Genomic DNA, 19,871 nt, shown 5'->3' with positions numbered 1-19,871 from the left:
GACCGTTAGGTTGCCGCCGTTGTCTTTTGCGCATCTTCTTCAGATAAGCCAAGCGTGCGACTAAACTGCTCGCTTGACCGTCCCATTACCGAGGTCGCCGCTTCGAGGCTGGAGCGCCAGGTCTGCTGTAACGTCTCAACGTTTTGCTTGAGCATATCAGCGCTGGCCCGCGCCACTTCCTCGCCGGCTTCAGCCGCAGCTTGCCCGATGCGCGTAGTCTGCTCCGCAGCCCTCTCGCCTGTACGGCGGGCTGCGTCTTCCATGTTTTGTGTCGATCTCTCTTCCGGACGCGGGTTTGCCATCTTTAGTTCTCCAATGATTGTGTCGATGACTGCCCTCAGCCTATTGTGCAGAAACGCGATCTTGATGAGACCGTTCCTCTCGCAAAGGCGGTGCGCGGTGTGGCGCAATGCCGTCGTCCGACGTTGTGTGTGAGCGCTTCCGCATTTTGCGCAAACCAGCCATTCGGCCGGACCCACAAGTCTGAGAGGGGCCAACAACAGACATCGCTGGCGCAAATTCTAAAATACAAGCTTGCGCAGTCGATTGATCAACAGCGCTAACGCAACTAGATCGCGTGTTGCCATTTTTTCCTGAGTGTTTCCGCGTAGGCACGCCGCATACTGGCCCCATCAGCTACGCTCAATAAGATCGATCCTAGACTCGTCTCTAGCAGCAACGGGGGACCTCATGCTGAAATTCGGAATCGTTGGCATTGCATCGTTGGCTTTGGTGGGAACGGCGGTCGCAGCCCGCAGCCAGTTGTCCAGACTGCGCCAGTTGGTAAGTGGCCCGTCGGCAAAACCCCGGTCGGCAAATACCCGATCGGCAAAGCTCCGGCCCCGGTAGTAACCAAGGGCTAATCTGAAGATTGGAGCGCCTTCGGCTCTTTGAGGCCGAGGGCGTTCGTCTGACAACGCCGAACAAACACGACCTCCGATCGCCTCAGTCTTCAGGGATGGACATAAATCCTCCCGAGGCCTGCGGTGGGTCAAAGGGAGACCTCGTCGGCCACTCTGCTATCTGTCCGCGATATCCCCTCTAGCGGACATCCGAGCGTTCAGCCCAAACCTCAGCAATGGGCCAACAGGGGAAACAGCGCGGCTTGACCATCCACTGAACAAGCACGTCCTCATGGCGTTCGGCGCGGTCAAGCCTGGAATGCCTCAGCGACAAGATGAGAAAAAGCCGCCGCCGGTTTGGAACGGCGACGACTTCTTTACGCGCTCAGACGGCAGCGACTACCCGCCGCGTCGCATGAAGGAAACGGTTAGCGGGCGCTGCGACGCCATCAATTGGATGACGCTCCTGTTTGCGCAATTCATCGACTAGACGTTCGAGGTAGGGCGGCAGAGGCGAGGCTTCGAGAGATAAGCTCTGTTGCAATCTGTCACCCACCTCGTCACAGATCGACCGGGCAGTCTTCAGGTCGACGTGGTCCGATATTCGATTGGTCGGTTCCATATCGCGACCTTTCGATAGGCCCCACGATTAATTTAAGTTACAGGGATGCGAAAATGTTTCGCGCACCTTCGAAAAATGCCGGTGGTTCCATTTAGTGGAACGAAGACACTATGCGTCAGACCGATCGCCATTGTCAGCGCTGATACCAGCAACCCGCCGAGTTAGTGAAACTCCTGGGGCGCGACTTTCTTGGTCGAGCTGCACAACGCAACGCGTTCAGAGGCTCGCGCGAGCCGCGAGGACGATCTTCGTGCCTCCCTTCGCTGCGACCACCACTTCAGGGTTGCGATGCGATGCTACGAACGCCCGTGTGAGTGGACGCAAGATGAGTGCTGGCAGATTCTTGACACCATTGCGGCCGATCGTGCGGGATTGATTGGATGGGCATGATCATGGATGTCGATACGCGAACGACTATCGACCAACCGGACGATCATGGAGACGTTGTTGCGGCCCTGAAGCAGACGATCGAACAATTGCTGGCACGAGTTGTGGAACTCGAGGAGCCTGGCCTTCTCGGGGGCCGGCCCGTAATCCCCCTTGTGACCGCTGAGGCACCCGCCAACGTCGCCTGTTGGCGCGAAGCGGCGTTCGACCGTGACCGCTCGAACTTCGGGTGCTCGGCGTAAAGCAGAAATCTTTTGCTCGACACGAGCCTTACCGCTTCTGACCCGAGCGGACTGTCCTCCCAATACAGGATAAGAGTGCGCAATTGGGCCTGTCGCAGTTTGTTCGTGCTGGCGCGCTGGGCTCGCGCGGAGTATTTCTGTATGTAGAATGCGGAACAATCCCATCATTGTGCAAAAATACGGCGGCACCTGTCTTGAAACGCCGGCAAAAATCCGCGCGGTCGCGAGCGGTCTCGCCGACCTGCACAGGCGTGGTTATCGGGTCGTAGCGATCGTTTCAGCGATCGGCAAGACCACCGACGAACTTGTCAAGCTGGCCTATCAAGTAAGCCCGCATCCCAATCGCCGTGAGCTTGATATGTTGCTAACCACCGGTGAGCGCATCAGCATGTCTTTAATGAGCATGGCGCTGTCCGATCTCGGCACACCGGCGATCAGTTTCACCGGAAGTCAAGCCGGAGTGATGACCGACGACTCGCACTCTTCCGCGCGCATTTTAGATGTGCGGCCGATTCGCGTGCGCGAGGAGCTCGACCGCGGACGCATCGTGGTTTTGGCCGGCTTTCAAGGCGTGAATCCGGCAACTAAAGAAATCACCACGCTGGGCCGAGGCGGCAGCGACACCACTGCGGTCGCCATGGCAGCTGCGCTAAAAGCCGAATGTTGTCAGATCATCAAAGAGGTCGACGGAGTTTGCTCGGCCGATCCGCGCATCGTGGCGAATTCAAAACTCTTGCGTCAGCTGGATTTTACTTCGCTGTCGGAGATGTGTTTTTGGGGCGCCAAGGTCTTGCATTGTCGCTGCGTGGAGCTGGCACAAAGCCAAAACGTTCCCTTGGTTCTGAAGAAACTGGGCGGCGCCGAACAAACCACGCAAGTGATGAGAGAGGTTATTGGGATGGAAAGCGGAAAGGTTTTGGCCGTCAACTCAATAACTCGCATTGAGCATGTGGAGATCGATTCCGCGGATCTCAATCAGGGCTTCGAGAAATTCGCGCGGCATCTTAAACAAAACGGCTTATCCTGGCCGCAGCTCCTCGCGTCGGCTTGCGCCGGCGGAAAAACCCGCATCATGATGACTTCCGATTCGGAGTCGCTCGACGCGTTGCTGCGCACGCTGGAGAAGAGCAAAGACTTGCGCCAACAGCGTGAGGCCTTGAGTTCGGTGAGCCTCACTTGCTTTGGCGGCGTTTCTTCAGACTTGCCGTTTAAGGCGATTCAGGTTCTGCAACATCACGGGATTGTCGCCGACAAATGCGTTTTGTCACCGCATTCTGTGAATCTGATCATTCCTGCGGAGAACCGCGAGGCAGCGATCAAGGCTTTGCATTCGCTGATCTAATTGATTGTCTTGCCTAGAATATAGGGCACTCCGCGCGAAACACCCTGCGTGAGAAACCCGGCGTGAGGTTGTCGCCCGACCGGTCACATTGGCGCAGAGCGGAGGGCACGCTCGATCTTCGGACAAGTCACATCTTGACCGCGTTCGCGAATAGCGTGTCACCCCACTCGTACAAGGGACGCATGAAGTCAGATTGAGTGTGGATTGCTCGACCTTTGCGATCCCGCCATTTTCGTCCGTAGGTATCGAACGGAAAGTGTCGCATGTAGTAGTCGCAAGTCTCCTCCCAATGTTCGACCGACAATGACTTGCCATAGTGTTGGCAATACAGACTGGTCGCCACGCGTTCTACACCGACCGGCTCTCGCCCATTCGCGAAGGCGACCCCCGACCGGTTTCGCCACAACATCAGAATATCCCGCTGTTCCGGGCCGAAGAAACGACGAAAGTGCAGTAGTTCGCAATCGGCACGATAGGGCGCGTCATCGCCACGAGTCATATAGGCGTCAAACAGCTGAACCCGCACGCCGTCATAGACGCTGGAATGAGTTCGTTCGACGTATCCGCGCAGATCTCCGGTAACACGCTCATCCGGATCGAAGCAAAAGGTCCAGTCGAACTGCAATTGTTCGCGCGCGGTCTGCAGCAAAATTCCGCGATGTCGACGCTCGGCAATCCGGCGCGCCTCGATGTCCGCTTCCCACGACCGATTTGTCACAATTAGAGCGACTTTCGGGTGCCCGCCAAGAATCTCCAGCGTTCGATCCGTACTCGCGTCATCATAGGCGATTATCGCATCCACGTGCTTCCCGACGTAGTCCAGTGCATCTCGGAGAATAAGTGCTTCATTGCGAACGCGGGTGATTCCGATCAAAAAGTGCCGATGACCGACGAGGCCTCTGTTGCAAACAATGATTTGCTCACCGTCGCGGAGCTGCCAACTGCTCGTGCCCGACATGGTCACCACCTGACTGCGACAAAGAATTGGCACTAATGATGGTGGGCGGGCGCAGTAACCGCAAGAGTCAAAAATTGTAGGGCTGATGCTGCCAGCGGTACGCCGCCAACGCGACATTGGGGACAGCCACTCCGGTGGCCCGTTTGGGAGGCTCCCGAAATGGAATGTCGCCTCTTGGCCAGTAGCTGAACAGCCGACTGGGCGTGGCAACGTCGCCTGTCGAGGATCAACCAGACATAAGAAACTTCGCGCCCGACCGCTGCTTTTGACCCGAAGCAGGTATGGCCGGAAATGACGCGCCGCGCGATTGGTAGCCGCTCGCGAAGCGCCCGCATGTTGTTTTCAGCGAAGCTTTACAATAGTCGTTTTCAGTGAACGCTACTTTTGGTAGTCTTTACCATGTAGGTTTTAGAGCGATTTGGGGGAAAGCTGTGAGGGCACCACTGTATCTTGCGTTGCTGCTGTTTAGCTGCTCGGGCCTGCGGGCGGCCAGTGTGGACCCGTCCGTTCTCGACAACGCGGTCTATCGGGTTGGACAAGATGAAGCTCTCATAATGCAGGTTGAGGGCGCTGGAACAGCTCCTTGCAGTCGTAACACTCCGGTTGGGGCAACATGTTACTGCAACAAAGGGGTCAGAAGAGGGCATCCGGTACTTGGCTGGACCGCATCGACAGCTGATTTAACAAATGATGGAGCAGGACACTACATGCGACCGGGCTGGCACGTCTCGGCAACCAAGGGGATGCACGGCGGAATGAAGTTCTGCCACCGCGATCAATGATGCTCATCGTTGTTGCAGGTTGAGGTGGAGGTAGATCCTTTAAGTTCTGCTTCTGGCCCATCAGCGAAGTGGCGACACCCTCACTGAGGTCAGCTTAGTGGGGCTTAGCGGACGAGATTTGCTCACGCTGAGTTCTTCGCCTTTTGACCCTGGCTGTGTGAAAACGCTGTGCTGCTGTTATGATTCTCCCGTGATTCTGTGGGGGAATCGATGAGGCGCTTCGTTGAAGAGGCGGATCGTGGGCAACGGACGCTTTTGCCCGAATGCCTCGATGATTTCATTGACGAGAGCAACCCCGTTCGCGTGATCGACGTGTTTGTCGATGCGCTCGATTTGGCTGAGATGGGCTTTGAGGGGGTGGAGCCGGCGGCAACGGGTCGGCCGTCGTACCACCCAGCCTTGCTCCTGAAGCTTTACATTTACGGCTATCTGAACCGAGTGCAGTCGAGCCGGCGGCTGGAACGCGAGGCCGGGCGCAATGTTGAGGTGATGTGGCTGCTGGGTCGGCTCGCTCCTGATCACAAGACGATCGCGGACTTTCGCAAGGACAACGGCCTGGCGTTGCGCAAGGTCTGTGCGCGCTTTGTCGAACTCTGCCGTGACATGGGCCTTCTCGCGACGGCGAGCGTCGCCATCGATGGCAGAAAGTTCAAGGCGGTGAACAACCGGGACAGGAACTTCACACGGGCGAAGGTAGAGCGGCGCCCGTACGCGTCAGCCTGGGACAGAGTCACCGCCTTCAGGATCCGGAGATTCCCATATACATCGATGCCCTGTTGGCGGATCAGCACTGATCTGCGGGCTAGAAGAGCCGATGTTAGGATCAGCGAACTTCCGGGTCCTCACGATTGACACGGCGCAAAGAAGTCGCCAGCCTGGAGCGCTCTTGACGCTTGCGATGCCGTGCTCCGGCAGTCCTCGGCCCAGCATTGCATGTTCCGCACGCCATGATGCCCGATCGATGCGACGGCTCCTCCAATCGGGCGTGGCCAAGTATCCCAAAAAACATCCGGAAAACACCGCTTCACCCGCCGCACCGAGGCGCTGGCGAAGCGAGGATGGTCGTCCGCCGATCGGACCAAGGTCCTACGACCATGGTCGGCCGAAGCGCCAGACCTCGGTCCCACGAGGTCATTGGACCTTGTACCCTGTCCCGTTGTTCACGGAAAAATCTAACCTGAGCCCATAGGAGCCATCCGACGCGGACGGCTCACAAGAATTTCAACAGCTCGGCCGCCGCGGCGGACCGTGCGCCACAACAGGTGAGGCCGCCATGGTTGCGTACATCAGGAGCGATCTGGATTTCATTCTCGCGCAGATCAAGGTCGCGGAGAAGCACGCGGCTTATATCGTCAATCCGCTCGACCCGAACGCCGCGCCGCTCTACGGAGCCGGTCTGGCCGGCCAGGTCGGATCCGTCCCATCCTACAACCTCAGCATCGGCCTTCGTACCGTCGACGGACAGAACAACAACCTGCTGCCCGGCCAGGAGAAGTGGGGCGCTGCGGACATGCCGTTCCCTGAACTGCTGGATCCGACCTTCAGGCCCGCCGAAAACGTACCGGGCAATTTCCTTCCACCGGGCGCGCCCGCCGTGCCGACCTCTTATGCGCCGTCCAACAACCCGGGTTCGATGGTGTTCGATTCGAGCCTGCGCACCATCTCTAACCTGATCGTCGATCAGACGCTCGCCAACCCGGCGGCGATCATGAAGGGCCTGCAGTCCGGCGGGATCGTCGAGGCCACGCTGGCTAACGTCGCCCTCGTGCAAGATATCTACAACGCCTTCAAACCCGCACTCGACGCTGAGTATCAGGCCCGCGTGGTGATGCAGAACGCCAAGGCGGCGGCGAACCAGCTGAGCGACGGCGACGAGTCCACCGTTCCCGGCGCGGCCGAACAGGCGGCGATCGACGCCTTCGCGGCGGCCACGGCGGTGCACAACGACATGCTCAACGACCTGGCGGTGGCGCGCGCGGTCCGCGATGCGGGCCTCGAGCCGTTCGGGATCACGATGGACGGCGACAACGTCCAGGTCGTCAACGTCTCTCCGGACGTCGGCCTGTCGGCCCCGTTCAACTCCTGGTTCACTCTGTTCGGCCAGTTCTTCGATCACGGTCTGGATCTCGTCAACAAGGGCGGCAGCGGCACCGTGTTCGTTCCGCTCCAGCCGGACGATCCGCTGTACGTGCCGGGTAGCTCGACCAACTTCATGGTCCTGACCCGCGCCACCGTCAGCCCGGGTGCCGACGGCGTCATGGGAACAGCCGACGACGTGCGCCCCGTCAACACCACGACGCCGTTTGTCGACCAGAACCAGACCTATACGTCGCATGCCTCCCACCAGGTTTTCCTGCGACAGTACGCGCTCGACGCCAACGGCGTCCCGCACGCTACCGGCAAGCTGATCGAGGGCGGCGGAGACCAGCCGGGCGGCATGGCCACCTGGGGCGAGGTCAAGGAACAGGCCAAGATGCTCGGCATCCTCCTGACCGACCAGGACGTCGGCGCGGTGCCGCTGCTTCGCACCGACCCGTACGGCAACTTCATTCCGAATGCCGCGGGCTTCGCCCAGGTGATCACCGGCGTCGGCGCCGACGGCATTCCGAACACTGCGGACGACATCGTCATCTCCGGCACCTCGACGGCGCCGGTCAGCGTCACCACCGCGATCCGCATCAACGCCGCCTTCCTTGCCGACATCGCGCACGACGCCGTGCCGAACGGCATCGCCGACGGCGACATTGAAATCGGGCTGCTCAACCCCGGCAACAACCCGGCGGTCTACGACAACGAACTGTTGGACGCCCACTTCATCGCCGGCGACGGCCGCGCCAACGAGAATATTGGCCTGACCGCGGTCCACCACATCTTCCACTCCGAGCACAACCGGCTGGTCGAGCACACCAAAGAGATCGTCCTGGCCTCGAATGACCTGGCCTTCCTCAACGAATGGCTGGCCGTCGACCTCGCCGCACTGCCGACGACGCCCGCTCAGATCGCCGCCCTCGTCTGGGATGGCGAACGCCTGTTCCAGGCCGCCAAGTTCGGCACTGAGATGCAATACCAACATCTCGTCTTCGAGGACTTCGCCCGCAAGGTGCAGCCCAACATCGACTTCTTCGTCGTGCCGGACGGATATCACGCCGACATCAATCCGAGCATTGTCGCCGAATTCGCGCACGTGGTCTACCGCTTCGGCCACTCAATGCTGACCGAGACGATCGACCGGCTCGACCCGACCTTCACCAACGACCAGATCGGGCTCATCGAGGCCTTCCTCAACCCGATCGAATTCGACGCGGGCCACACCGTCGCGGACAGCGTCGCCGCCGGCAACATCATCCGCGGCATGACGCGGCAGGTCGGCAACGAGATCGATGAGTTCGTCACCAGCGCGCTGCGCAACAATCTGCTCGGGTTGCCGCTCGATCTGGCTACCATCAACCTTGCGCGAGGACGCGATGCAGGCGTGCCGTCATTGAACGCTGCGCGCCGCGACTTCTTCGAGGCCAGCAGCCACGCCGAAGAGCTGCGGCCCTACGCGAGCTGGGTCGACTTCGCGAGCCACCTCAAGAACGAGGCTTCGATCATCAACTTCGTCGCCGCCTACGGAACGCACACGCTGATCGCCGGCGAGACGACGGTCGAAGGCAAGCGCGACGCGGCCATGGCGCTGATCTTCGGCACCAGCTTCGGCGACGTCGTCGTTCCGACCGACCCGGCCGAGCTTGCGGCATTCAATGCCGACCGCATAGCCTTCCTCAATGCGACCGGCATCTACGCCGGCGGCTCGCTGGGCGGCCTCGAGAACGTCGATCTCTGGATCGGCGGTCTCGCCGAGAAGGTCATGCCGTTCGGTGGCATGCTGGGCTCCACCTTCAACTTCGTGTTCGAGGTTCAGCTTGAAAAGCTGCAGGACGGCGACCGCTTCTACTACCTGCAGCGGCTCGACGGGCTGCATCTGTTGTCCGAGATGGAGAACAACACCTTCGCCAAGGTAATCGGCCTCAATGCCGACGCTGGCCATCTGCCTTCGGACGTGTTCTCCACGCCCGGCCTCATCCTCGAAGTCGACCAGACCCGGCAGTGGAATCCGGGGCTCGATTCGGCCGATCCGACCGGTGGCACGATCCTGACCCCGCTGGTCCTGCGCGACGACCCGGCGACCGATGGAGCCGAAGCGAACTACCTGCGCTATACCGGCGCCGACCACGTCCTGTTGGGCGGTACCGACCAGGCCGACACGCTGATCGCCAGCGAGGGTGACGATACCCTCTATGGCGACGCCGGCAACGACCGCATGGAGGGCGGCGCCGGCAACGACCAGTACATCGGCGGCGACGGTGACGACATCATCACCGACCAGTTCGGCGACGACATCATGCGCACTGGCCGCGGCCACGACGCGGTTAACGCCGGCCAGGGCGTCGACCTGATCGTCGCCGACGAGGGCAATGACTTCATCGTGCTCGGCGCCGACAGTCTCGATGAGGCCTTCGGCGGGGTCGGCAACGACTTCGTTCTCGGCAGCAAGACCACCGAGCAGACGCTTGGCGGCGAAGGTGACGACTGGATCGAGATCGGCGCCTGGACCGGCGCAGTCGGCGACAATTTCGACGACCAGTTCCAGCTCGATGCCGTCAAGGGCCACGACGTGTTCCACGGGGACGGCGGCTTCGACGAATTCATTGGCGAAGGCGGCGACGATATCTGGTTCGGCAGCCTTGGTCGCGGCAAGTTCGACGGCATGTCCGGCTACGACTGGACGACCTACGCCAACATGAATCTGGCGGTCGACGTCGACCTCAACCGGGTGATCCTGCCCGGTTTGCCGGTGCTTCCGGGCAACGCGGCGCTCGACAGTTTCACCCAGGTCGAAGGCGCGTCCGGATCGGCCTACAACGACGTCATCCGCGGTTCCGACGTCACCGCCGACCTCGTGCCGACCGAAGGCTTCCGCGGCAGTGCCCTGGATGCCGAGGGCATCGCCCTCATCACGGGCCTGCAGGCGCTTCTCGCCGGCGCGGGACCGGCCTCGTTCGATGCCAACGGCAGCTTCGTCGGCGGCAACATCCTGCTCGGCGGTGCCGGCAGCGATCTCATCGAAGGCCGCGGCGGCGACGATATCATCGACGGCGACCGATGGCTGCGGGTGCGCATCGCGGTGATGTCCGACTTCGACGAGAACGGCCCGGTCGGCAACACCGTGCTCGAGTTCCACGACAGCATGACGACTCTGGTCCAGAAAGTGTTCTCGGGTCAGATCAATCCCGGCCAGCTCAAGATCGTCCGCGACATCGTCTCCGACGGCGCGGCGGCATCGGACGTCGACACCGCAGTCTACTCCGACGTCCGCGCCAACTATTCGTTCTCGGCGCGCGCCGACGGCACCCTCGTGGTCTCCAACACCGGCGGCCTCGATCCGCTCGAGGGCACCGACCTGCTGCGCAACATGGAGAAGTTGCAGTTTTCCGACGGCACACTCGGCATCGTCATGGGCACCCCGTTCAGCGACAATGGCCTCGCCCCGCAGGGCCCGCCGTCCGACAACCGTCCCGTGCTGAACGGTTCGGCGACCGACGACATCATCGTCGGCCTCGCCGGAGCCGACGTGCTCAACGGTCTCGGCGGCAACGACATCCTGGTCGGCGGCCCAGGCTCCGCCACGGGAACGATTGCCGACAACTTCAATTCGGGCGGCTATTCCGGCAACGATGGTAACGCTGCAAACTTCGCCGGAAACTGGACGGAAAACGACAACAACAGCGCCACGAGCGGCGACATCGAAATCGATGGCAATCGCCTTCGTTTCAACGAGACCGTCGATGGCGGCGAAACCATCGAACGCTCGATGAACCTGGCGGGGGCTACGGCCGCAACGCTGTCCTTCAGCTACGAGGACGACAATCTCGGCGCGGGCCAGAGTGTCATCGTCGAGGCCCGCAACAGCGGCAGCGGTGCCTGGGAAGTTCTCGGCACGCTCGGCAGCACCACCGCGACAGGCAACGGCAATTTCAGCGCGACGCTGACCGCTGCCCAGATCGGCGCGAACTCGGGAATCCGCTTCCGGACAACCGGCGACGGCAACAACTGGGACAACGGTGACAATTTTTACGTCGATAACCTGACGATCACGATCGTCAGAGCCGGCATCAACGGCGGCGTTGACACCCTCAACGGCGGTCTCGGCAACGACACCTACGCGTTCGGGCTCGGCGACGGCAACGATCTCATCAACGAAGCTGTCAATGCTGCCAGCGGCGGCACCGCCGACCGCATCTCGATCCAGGCTCCGAACGCGGTCGACGCGTCCGGTCAGCCCATCATCGACCCGGTCACCCTGCTTCCGGTACCGACGATCACCGCGTTGGACGCCTTCGACAGCAGCACCGCGACCCAGACCGGCGACCTGGTCATCAATTACAGCCTACCGACGGGGCCTGCGGGCTCCGTCGCCCAGTCCATCACGGTGGCAGGCCACTTCACCGGCAACAACGCGCAGACCGGCGTCGAACGCATCAACTTCAACGGCGCGACTTTCGCCGGCTATGCGCTCGGCGCGGAGGATTACTTCATCAGCCGCTCCGATCCGGCCGACCGGGCGGGCGGCGACGTCGACATGTCGCTGAATGCGGTGACCAACGCTCAGGCCAATTTCGTGGTGGGCGAGCAGGGCGTCGACGACGAGATCACCGGCGGCGGCCTCAACGACCTGATCTTCGGCGGCACCGGCAACGACGACCTCGTCGGCGGGCTCGGCGACGACCTCCTGGTCGGCGGTGCGGGCAACGACGATCTCGACGCCCGGCTGAATCTCGCTGGTGACGATTTCGAAGGCGCCGTCGGTGCCGACACGATGGTCGGCGGCGCGGGCAACGACACCTACGGCATCGACGATCTGCTCGATGTCGCGATCGAGGCCCAGGACGAGGGCACCGACACCGTCGAGACCTTCCTGGCCGAGCTTTCCATCGCGAACATGGCCAACGTCGAGAACCTCACCTACCGCGGCGTCGACGCCGACCAATTCATCGGCGCCGGCAACGCCGGCAACAATGTCATCACTGGCGGCGATCTGGCCGACACGCTGAGCGGCCTGGCGGGTAACGACACCCTGAACGGCGGTCTGGGCAACGACACTCTCGACGGCGGCGACGGCAACGATACCCTCAACGGCGGCGACGATGTCGACACGCTGACAGGTGGGATCGGGGCCGACACCCTCAACGGCGGAGCCGGGGCCGACGTCATGGCCGGCGGCGCCGACAACGACATCTACGTCGTCGACGATGCCGCCGACGTGGTGACCGAACTTGCGGCCGGCGGCACCGACACGGTGCAGTCCTCGGTTTCCTACACACTCGGGGCCGAAGTCGAGAACCTGACGCTGACCGGAGGCGACGCCATCAACGGCAATGGCAACGCGCAGGCCAACACCATCGCCGGCAACGGCGCCAACAACCAGATCTTCGGCGGTGGCGGCAACGACACCATCGATGCCGGCAACGGCACCGACCTGGTCGACGGCGGTACTGGCGACGATACGCTAAGCGGAGGCACCGGCGGCGATACCGACACCATCATCGGCGGCGCCGGCAACGACACCATCAACGTCAGCGATGGCAACGACGTGGTGGTCTACAACGCCGCCGGGTTCGGTGCCGATACCATCACCGGCTTCGACTCGACCGCGGCCGGGGGCCAGGACCTGATCAACCTCAGCGCCCTTGGCATCACGGCCGCCAACCTGGCGACGCGTGTTGTCGAGACCCAGGTGGGCGCCAATACCCTGCTCACGGTCAGGGATGCGTCCCTGGCGACGATCGGCACCATCCAGGTCAACAACACGACGACGGCCGCGATCGACGCGTCCGACTACGTCCTTGCGCAGGCCGCGCCGGCACCGTTCGGCACGGCGAGCGCCAACGCCGACGTCATCACCGGCAACGGCGGTGCCAACCTCATCGACGGCCTCGGCGGCAACGATACGCTGAGCGGCGGCGGTGGCGACGATGTCATCCTCGGCGGCGAGGGCGCGGATACCCTCAACGGCGACGACGGCAACGACACGTTGACCGGCGGCACCGGCAGCAACAACGGCGCCTACGTCGACAGCTTCGGAGCGGCGTCGTATTCGAACAGCAACGGCACGCTCGCGTTCACGGGAAACTGGACCGAAGGCGGCGGCGAGACGACCAGCCCGACAGCAGGCGACATCTCGATCACCGGCGGCCGCCTTCAGTTCAATCAGGGCGTCGATGGCGGCGAGACGATCGAGCGCGCCGTCAACCTCGCCGGCGCGACTGCGGCGACGGTGTCGTTCACCTACGAGGACGACAATCTCAACGGCGGCCAGACCGTCATCGTCGAGGCACGGAATGTCAACACCAACGCCTGGGAGGTCGTGACCGGCGGAACGCTGGGAGGCGGTGCAAACGGCACCTTCAACTTCAGCGCCGCCCTGACGCCCGCCCAGATCGGCTCGAACTCGGCCATCCGCTTCCGGACTACCGGCGACGGCAACAACTGGGACAATGGCGACAACTTCTACGTCGACAATTTCACGGTCAACGTCATCGCGCCGGGCCTCAACGCCGGGGCAGACACGGTCAACGGCGGTGCCGGAGACGACACCATCGTCTGGAACGCCAATGCGACGGCGGCCCCGACCGATGGCCGCGACATCGTCAATGGCGGCACCGAAGGCACCGCGGGCGACACCTTCGTCATCAATGGCAACACCTCCAGCGAGGCCTACACGATCTATACGTTGGCCGCCTGGGATGCCGTTGCCGGCAACGACATCGCGAGCTTCGGCGGGCGTACGCCGGAGATCGTCGTCACCCGAGGCGGTTCGGCCTTCGCCAACGTGATCGCGGAACTGAGCGAGATCGAGGAGATCCGCATCAACGGTATCGAACCGACTGGAGCGACGGGCGGCGCGGGAGCAGGCGATACGTTCACGGTCGTCGGCGACTTCACCGCGACCAGCCTGCGCCTCAACACCATCACGATCGATGGCGACGAGGGCGATGACACGATCGACATTTCGGCCCTCACCTCGGCCCATCGCATCGTGTTCAGGTCCAACGGCGGCAACGACACCATCATCGGCGCCCTCCAGGCCGAGGACGTGATCGAGCTTCCGGAAGGGGCGGATCCGGCGACCTACCACCTGGTCGAGAACCAGGACGGCACGAAGACCATCTCGAACGGAACCCATTCGGTCACCTTCTCGGGCATGGTGCCGCCCCAGTTCGAAACCAATGAGCCGGACGAGGACGACGAGGAAGAAACCGAAACGCCAAACGAGGATGACGAGACGCCAACCGCGGGTGGCGACGACGACGAAGAAGAGACCGAGACCGCAACCGACGGCGTGGTCCGGACCGGCACGGCGCAGTCCGATACGCTGGTCGGCACACCCGGCGACGACAGCATCGTCGCCTTCGCAGGAGACGACATCGCCGTCGGCCATGCTGGCGCCGATGCGATCTCGGCCGGTGAGGGGGCCGACTTCGTCAACGGCGGTGCTGGCCGGGACGTGATCTTCGCTGGCGCGGGCGACGACCACGTGTTCGCCGGCGCCGACGCGGACATCGTCTATGGCGATGCCGGGGCGGACCGCATCTTCGGCGATCAGGGCGACGACCTGATCAATGCCGGTGCAGGCGACGACACCGTGTTCGGCGGGGCCGGCAACGACCTGATCGTGGCCGAGATTGGCGACGGCAACGACGCCTATTTCGGCGACGAAGGCGCCGGTGGGGCGGGCACCGACACGCTCGACATGTCAGCGGCGAGCACGGCCGTCACCGTCAACCTGGGTTCCGGCCCGCTCGCGAACGGCAGCGCCTCGAGCTCGCAGACCGGCAACGACACGCTGTGGGGCATCGAGAACGTCACCACCGGCTCCGGCAATGACGTCATCGTCGCCGGCACCGCCGCCAACGTGATGAAAGGAGGGCTCGGCGACGACACCTTCCGCTTCAACTCGGTGGAAGCGGCCAAGGGCGACACCATCGTCGGCTTCGAGCCGGGAGACCGCATCGACCTCAGCGGCATCGACGCGAACTACGCCGTCGACGGCAACCAGAGCTTCACACTGGTTTCCGATGCCGCGTTCACCGCGGCCGGGCAGCTCGCGGTGAGCTATGAGACCCACGATGGTCAGGAATTCACCGTCATCCAGGGCAACGTCGACGGCAACGCCGCCGCCGACTTCAAGATCGAGATCGCGGGCCACCAGAACCTCGGCTCCAACGTCACGCTCTAGCCTCACGACCTTATGCCGGAACGGGAGACCATCTTCCCGTTCCGGCCAGATTTCCGTTCCTCGCACCTGAGGGCATCCAAACAAATGGCCAAACCGAAAGAGCTGACACCCGCGAAGCGCCGGCGCCTGGCCGAGCTGACAAGGGGCTTCCGCAGCATCGTCCTGTTTCTCTTCGTGGTCTCCGGCATGATCAACGTGCTGGCGCTCACCGGCTCCGTCTACATGATGCAGATCTACGACCGTGCGCTGACCAGCGGCAGCATCCCCACCCTGATGATGCTCTCGGTGCTCGCGATCGGGCTCTATCTATTCCAGGGTGCCTTCGACGTCGTCCGCTCCCAGGTGCTGGTGCGGGTTGGCGCCCGGATCGACCGCAAGATCGCGCCGCTGGCGCATCGCGTCGCCATCGACATGCCGCGTTTTGGCTTCTCCACCTCCGAAGCGCTGGAGCGCGGGCGGGACGTCGACACCGTCCGTGGCTTCCTCGGCAGCCAGGGTCCCTCGGCGTTGTTCGACCTGCCCTGGATGCCGATCTATCTGGCCTTCATCTACTTCCTTCATCCGATGCTCGGCGCGTTGACCTTCGCGGGCGCGCTCGTCCTCGTCGTGCTCACCGTGGTCAGCGAGGTCATGACCCGCCGTCTCATCGTGTCGACGCGCAAGGCGGCGACGGAACGCAACGGCATCGCCGACTGCAACGCGCGCAACGCCGAGGTGCTCAAGGCGATGGGCTTCGCAGGCCGCGCCGTCGGCCGCTTCAACGAGGCCAATGCAGAGCATCTCGATCTGCAGACGAGGGCCAACGACATCACCGGCGGATTCGCCGCGGTTTCGCGTGTGCTACGCATGGTGCTGCAGTCGGCCCTGTTGGGGCTCGGCGCCTACCTCACCATCAAGGGTGAGCTTTCGGCTGGCGCCATCATCGCGGTCTCGGTCGCCTCGGCGCGCGCGCTGGCCCCCGTCGACCTCGCGATCGGCAACTGGAAGGCTTTCATCGCCGCGCGGATGGCCTACCAGCGGCTGCGCGACACCGTCATCGCGCTCGCCTCCGCCGACGAGCCGATGCGGCTGCCCGACCCCACCGCCCGTCTCTCCGTCGAGAAGATCACCGTGGCAGTCCCCGGGACCGGACAGGTGGTGCTGAGCGAAGTCGCCTTCGAGCTCGAGGCCGGCCAGGCGCTCGGCATCATCGGCCCCAGCGCCGGTGGCAAGACCACGCTGGTGCGCGCGCTGACCGGCATCTGGCCGGCGCTGCGTGGCAGCGTGCGGCTCGACGCCGCCGACCTGACCCAGTGGCGCGAGGACGACCTCGGCAGGCACATCGGCTATCTCCCCCAGGAGGTCGCGCTGATGGACACCACCATGGAGGAGAACATCTGTCGCCTCGAGCGCCAGCCCGACTCCCGCAAGGTGATCGAGGCCGCCAAGGCGGCCGGCGTCCATGAGATGATCGTCAGGCTGCCGGAGGGCTATCGCACGAGGTTGGGGCCGCAGGGCTGCGCGCTTTCCGCAGGTCAACGCCAGCGCATCGCGCTGGCGCGCGCGCTTTACGGCAATCCCTTCATGGTGGTGATGGACGAGCCCAACTCCAATCTCGACGGCGAGGGTGAGGCGGCGCTCACCGCGGCGATCGAGGGCATCCGCGCTCGCGGCGGCATCGCCATCGTGATCGCGCACCGCCCGAGCGCGCTGGTGGCGGTCGATCTCGTCGCCATCGTCCAGGCCGGCCGCATGGTCGCCTTCGGCAAGAAGCAGGACATCATGACTCCAGTCCTGCAGTCTTCCGCGCCGACCCCGGCCGGCACGATTCCCGCAGAAGCCCAAATGCGGAGGCCTGCATGATCAACGTCCAGGCCACCCGCAAGTCCACCGTCGAGACTGCCCCCGGCCGCGAGGACTACGAAGAGAAGCAGGATCGCAGCCGCCGCTTCGTGCCGCTGATCTTCTTGCTCATCGTCGGATCCTGCACAGCCTACCTCAAGAGCTTCCTGCCAACGAAGCTGGGGGCAAGCGAGGACCGTGAAAAGGTCCGCGGCTCGGGCGGGGAGGAGAACCTCAAGGAGGACGCGCTCGCGGCGGCCGAGGAACCCGCGGAGGAGCAGCCTGAGCCGCCCCGGTCGTCGGGCTGGACCGAGGAGGGCAGGATCGTCGCGCGCGCCGAGGAGGAGCGCGCCGTAGGCGGCGGTGCGACCGATTTCAGCGCCCGGGCGCGCACCGACAAGCCCGAGTTGAACAACAAGGGGGCCGGCGCGAGTCCAAAGGTCGCCAACGACAACCACCGGCCTCGCCAAGAGGACTCCGGCTCCGGTGGTGGCAGTGGCGGTGGCGGTGGCGGCGGAGGAGGCGGAGGAGTTGGGGGCGGCGACAGACCGCGCGACCCGCCGGCGCCGGATCACCGCAACCGCGCGCCCCGCGTCTCGGGCGCGGTGCATCTTCCTGACGTGGTGGCCTGCCATGGGTTGGCGATATCGATGGCGGCGCTGCTGGCCGGCGCTACGGATGCGGACGGCGACAATCTGACCGTGGTCGGCATCTTCTCCTCCTCTGGCTCTCTGGTCCGCACCGAGGACGGCTGGGAATTCGACCGCGCGCCGAACATGCTCGGCGAGGTCAAGCTGACCTACGCGATCAGCGACGGCTCCCACATCGTCATGCAGACAGCCTACTTCAATGTGGTTGAGGCGCCGCCCATCGTCGGGACCGAGAGCGACGACATCCTGCTCGGCACCCAGTGCGCCGAAACCATCGTGGGACTGGGCGGAGACGACAACATCGACGCCAGAGGCGGCAACGACCGGATCTCGGGCGGGGTCGGAGACGACCACATTTTGGCGGGCACGGGTCACGACGTGGTCTATGCGGGCGACGGCAACGACACCGTGTTCGCGGGCACGGGCAACGACGTGGTGTTCGGCGGCGCCGGCGACGACCGTCTGTGGGGCGACGAAGGCGACGACACCCTGCTGGGTGAGGAGGGAGACGACCACCTCGACGGCGGCGCGGGCCGCGACGTTTTGCTGGCGGGAGCCGGTGACGACACCCTTGAGGGCGGCGACGGCCACGACCATCTCGACGGCGGCGAGGGCGCCGACCGGATGTCCGGTGGAAGCGGCAACGACATCATCGCCGACGGTGGCGGAAGCGACGTCGTTACCGGCGGCGCGGGCAACGATATCGTAATGGCGGCCGCCGATGCCGCGGACGACGGCTTCGCTGGCGGCGCCGGCGTAGACACGCTGGACTATTCATCGGCTACGCGTTCGATCGGGGTGGATCTGGGCTCGGGTACCGCCTCCGGCACCGACATCGGCAACGACGCGATCGCGGAGTTCGAGATCGTCATCGGCGGCGCGGGCGACGATACCCTCACGGCCGCCGGATCGGCTTCGGCCTCGATCAACGGCGGCGGCGGAAACGACGTGGTGGCCGGGGGCGCCGGCGACGACACGCTGACCGGCGGAACCGGCAACGACACGATCTCGGATGGCGGCGGATCTGATGCGGTCGCCGGCGAGGCCGGAAACGATCTGGTTCTCGCTGTGGCCGATGCCACGGACGACAGCCTCGACGGCGGTGCCGGGACCGACACCCTCGACTATTCCTCGGCCATCGGGAAGATCGCTGTGAACCTCGCCTCGGGCCGGGCCTCCGGCGAGGACATCGGCGAGGACGCGATCGCGGAGTTCGAGATCGTCGTCGGCGGCGCGGGCGACGACGTCATCACCGGGAGTGCGGGGGCCGACACTCTTGCCGGCGGGGCCGGCAACGACACCATCGCCGACGGCGGCGGAGCCGACAAGGTGGACGGCGGCTTCGGCGACGACGTCGTGCTGGCGTCGGTCGACGGCGCCGACGACGCCTATGATGGCAATTCGGGCCAGGACACCCTGGACTATTCGGCGACCACCGTCACCGTCACCATCGATCTGCGCAGCGGCACCGCCATGGGACGCGAGATCGGCAAGGACCTGATCGAAGGTTTCGAGGAGATCATCGCGGGCTCCGGCGACGATGTGATCATCGCCGGCAGCGGCCCCGTGGTCCTGACCGGCGGCGCCGGCGACGACTGCTTCCAGTTCGAGCGCGACGACGATGGCCGCAAGCAGCAGGACGTGGTGAAGAAGATCACCGACTTCACGGTCGGCGACAAGATCGTGGCCGCGACCTATCAGATTACGATCAAGGAAGGCGGCGACGCCGAGGAGCAGGTCGCCGACCTGTTCGAACAGATCTACCTCGAGGAGAACGACGGCGGCCACAATCGCCCAGTGCGCTTCCGCTTCGAGGAGCTCGCCAACAGCAAGTATACCGCCATCGACGTCCATTACGGCAACGACGACGGAGACGGCATGACGATCGAGGTCGCCGGCCACCACCATCTGCAATTCTCATCGATCCATTCCTGAGGAAGTGAAGC

Annotated in this window: 8 protein-coding genes and 1 pseudogene; 7 read left to right on the top strand and 2 right to left on the bottom strand. The window is 63.7% G+C overall.

All coding sequences use genetic code 11. The annotated features are described in order from the left end of the window. Positions 1-5: 5 nt before the first annotated feature. Entirely contained in the window at positions 6-302 is a 297-nt protein-coding gene (locus BJ6T_RS48670; RefSeq protein ID WP_014497185.1) for a hypothetical protein, read from the bottom strand. Between the two features lie 832 nt (positions 303-1,134). Here BJ6T_RS48670 and BJ6T_RS49735 point away from each other — a divergent pair. From BJ6T_RS49735 to BJ6T_RS34320, 3 genes are all read left to right on the top strand, one after another. After that, positions 1,135-1,332: a hypothetical protein gene (locus BJ6T_RS49735; protein WP_014493334.1), complete on the top strand. Its 198-nt coding sequence runs from the start codon at positions 1,135-1,137 to the stop codon at positions 1,330-1,332. 512 nt (positions 1,333-1,844) lie between these two features. Then, positions 1,845-2,093, top strand: coding sequence for a hypothetical protein (locus BJ6T_RS34325; protein ID WP_014497184.1), 249 nt, complete (start codon positions 1,845-1,847; stop codon positions 2,091-2,093). Between the two features lie 148 nt (positions 2,094-2,241). Beyond that, positions 2,242-3,435 (top strand): aspartate kinase, encoded by a 1,194-nt coding sequence (locus BJ6T_RS34320; protein ID WP_014497183.1) that lies wholly within the window; start codon positions 2,242-2,244, stop codon positions 3,433-3,435. 127 nt (positions 3,436-3,562) lie between these two features. Here the strand turns inward: BJ6T_RS34320 and BJ6T_RS34315 are convergent, their stop codons facing one another. After that, positions 3,563-4,393 carry a glycosyltransferase family protein gene (locus BJ6T_RS34315; protein ID WP_014493337.1) on the bottom strand — a complete coding sequence of 277 codons (831 nt, stop codon included), beginning with the start codon at positions 4,391-4,393 and terminating at the stop codon, positions 3,563-3,565. 992 nt (positions 4,394-5,385) lie between these two features. Here BJ6T_RS34315 and BJ6T_RS34310 point away from each other — a divergent pair. The 4 genes and pseudogenes from BJ6T_RS34310 to BJ6T_RS42735 form a co-directional block, all read left to right on the top strand. Then, a pseudogene (locus BJ6T_RS34310) lies at positions 5,386-5,880 on the top strand (transposase); the annotation flags it as partial. A gap of 568 nt (positions 5,881-6,448) precedes the next feature. Then, positions 6,449-15,454 (top strand): peroxidase family protein, encoded by a 9,006-nt coding sequence (locus BJ6T_RS48005; RefSeq protein WP_014497181.1) that lies wholly within the window; start codon positions 6,449-6,451, stop codon positions 15,452-15,454. Between the two features lie 84 nt (positions 15,455-15,538). Then, positions 15,539-17,296, top strand: a complete 1,758-nt coding sequence (locus BJ6T_RS34300; protein WP_028170475.1) for a type I secretion system permease/ATPase — start codon at positions 15,539-15,541, stop codon at positions 17,294-17,296. After that, positions 17,293-19,860 carry a calcium-binding protein gene (locus BJ6T_RS42735; RefSeq protein ID WP_014497179.1) on the top strand — a complete coding sequence of 856 codons (2,568 nt, stop codon included), beginning with the start codon at positions 17,293-17,295 and terminating at the stop codon, positions 19,858-19,860. Before BJ6T_RS34300 ends, BJ6T_RS42735 begins: the two co-directional genes overlap by 4 nt. Positions 19,861-19,871 lie beyond the last annotated feature (11 nt).

Source organism: Bradyrhizobium japonicum USDA 6 (assembly GCF_000284375.1).
In the GTDB taxonomy this organism is placed as follows: domain Bacteria; phylum Pseudomonadota; class Alphaproteobacteria; order Rhizobiales; family Xanthobacteraceae; genus Bradyrhizobium; species Bradyrhizobium japonicum.
Note: the sequence above shows the minus strand (reverse complement) of the source record. Positions and strands in the feature narration are given on the sequence as shown.

What these genes read in the sequence shown, in the direction of transcription:
- BJ6T_RS42735 (WP_014497179.1), top strand. Translation starts at nt 17,293, where the DNA reads ATGATCAACGTCCAGGCCACCCGCAAGTCCACCGTCGAGACTGCCCCC.
- BJ6T_RS34320 (WP_014497183.1), top strand. Translation starts at nt 2,242, where the DNA reads ATGCGGAACAATCCCATCATTGTGCAAAAATACGGCGGCACCTGTCTT.
- BJ6T_RS48005 (WP_014497181.1), top strand. Translation starts at nt 6,449, where the DNA reads ATGGTTGCGTACATCAGGAGCGATCTGGATTTCATTCTCGCGCAGATC.
- BJ6T_RS34325 (WP_014497184.1), top strand. Translation starts at nt 1,845, where the DNA reads ATGGGCATGATCATGGATGTCGATACGCGAACGACTATCGACCAACCG.
- BJ6T_RS48670 (WP_014497185.1), bottom strand. Translation starts at nt 302, where the DNA reads ATGGCAAACCCGCGTCCGGAAGAGAGATCGACACAAAACATGGAAGAC.
- BJ6T_RS49735 (WP_014493334.1), top strand. Translation starts at nt 1,135, where the DNA reads ATGGCGTTCGGCGCGGTCAAGCCTGGAATGCCTCAGCGACAAGATGAG.
- BJ6T_RS34300 (WP_028170475.1), top strand. Translation starts at nt 15,539, where the DNA reads ATGGCCAAACCGAAAGAGCTGACACCCGCGAAGCGCCGGCGCCTGGCC.
- BJ6T_RS34315 (WP_014493337.1), bottom strand. Translation starts at nt 4,393, where the DNA reads ATGTCGGGCACGAGCAGTTGGCAGCTCCGCGACGGTGAGCAAATCATT.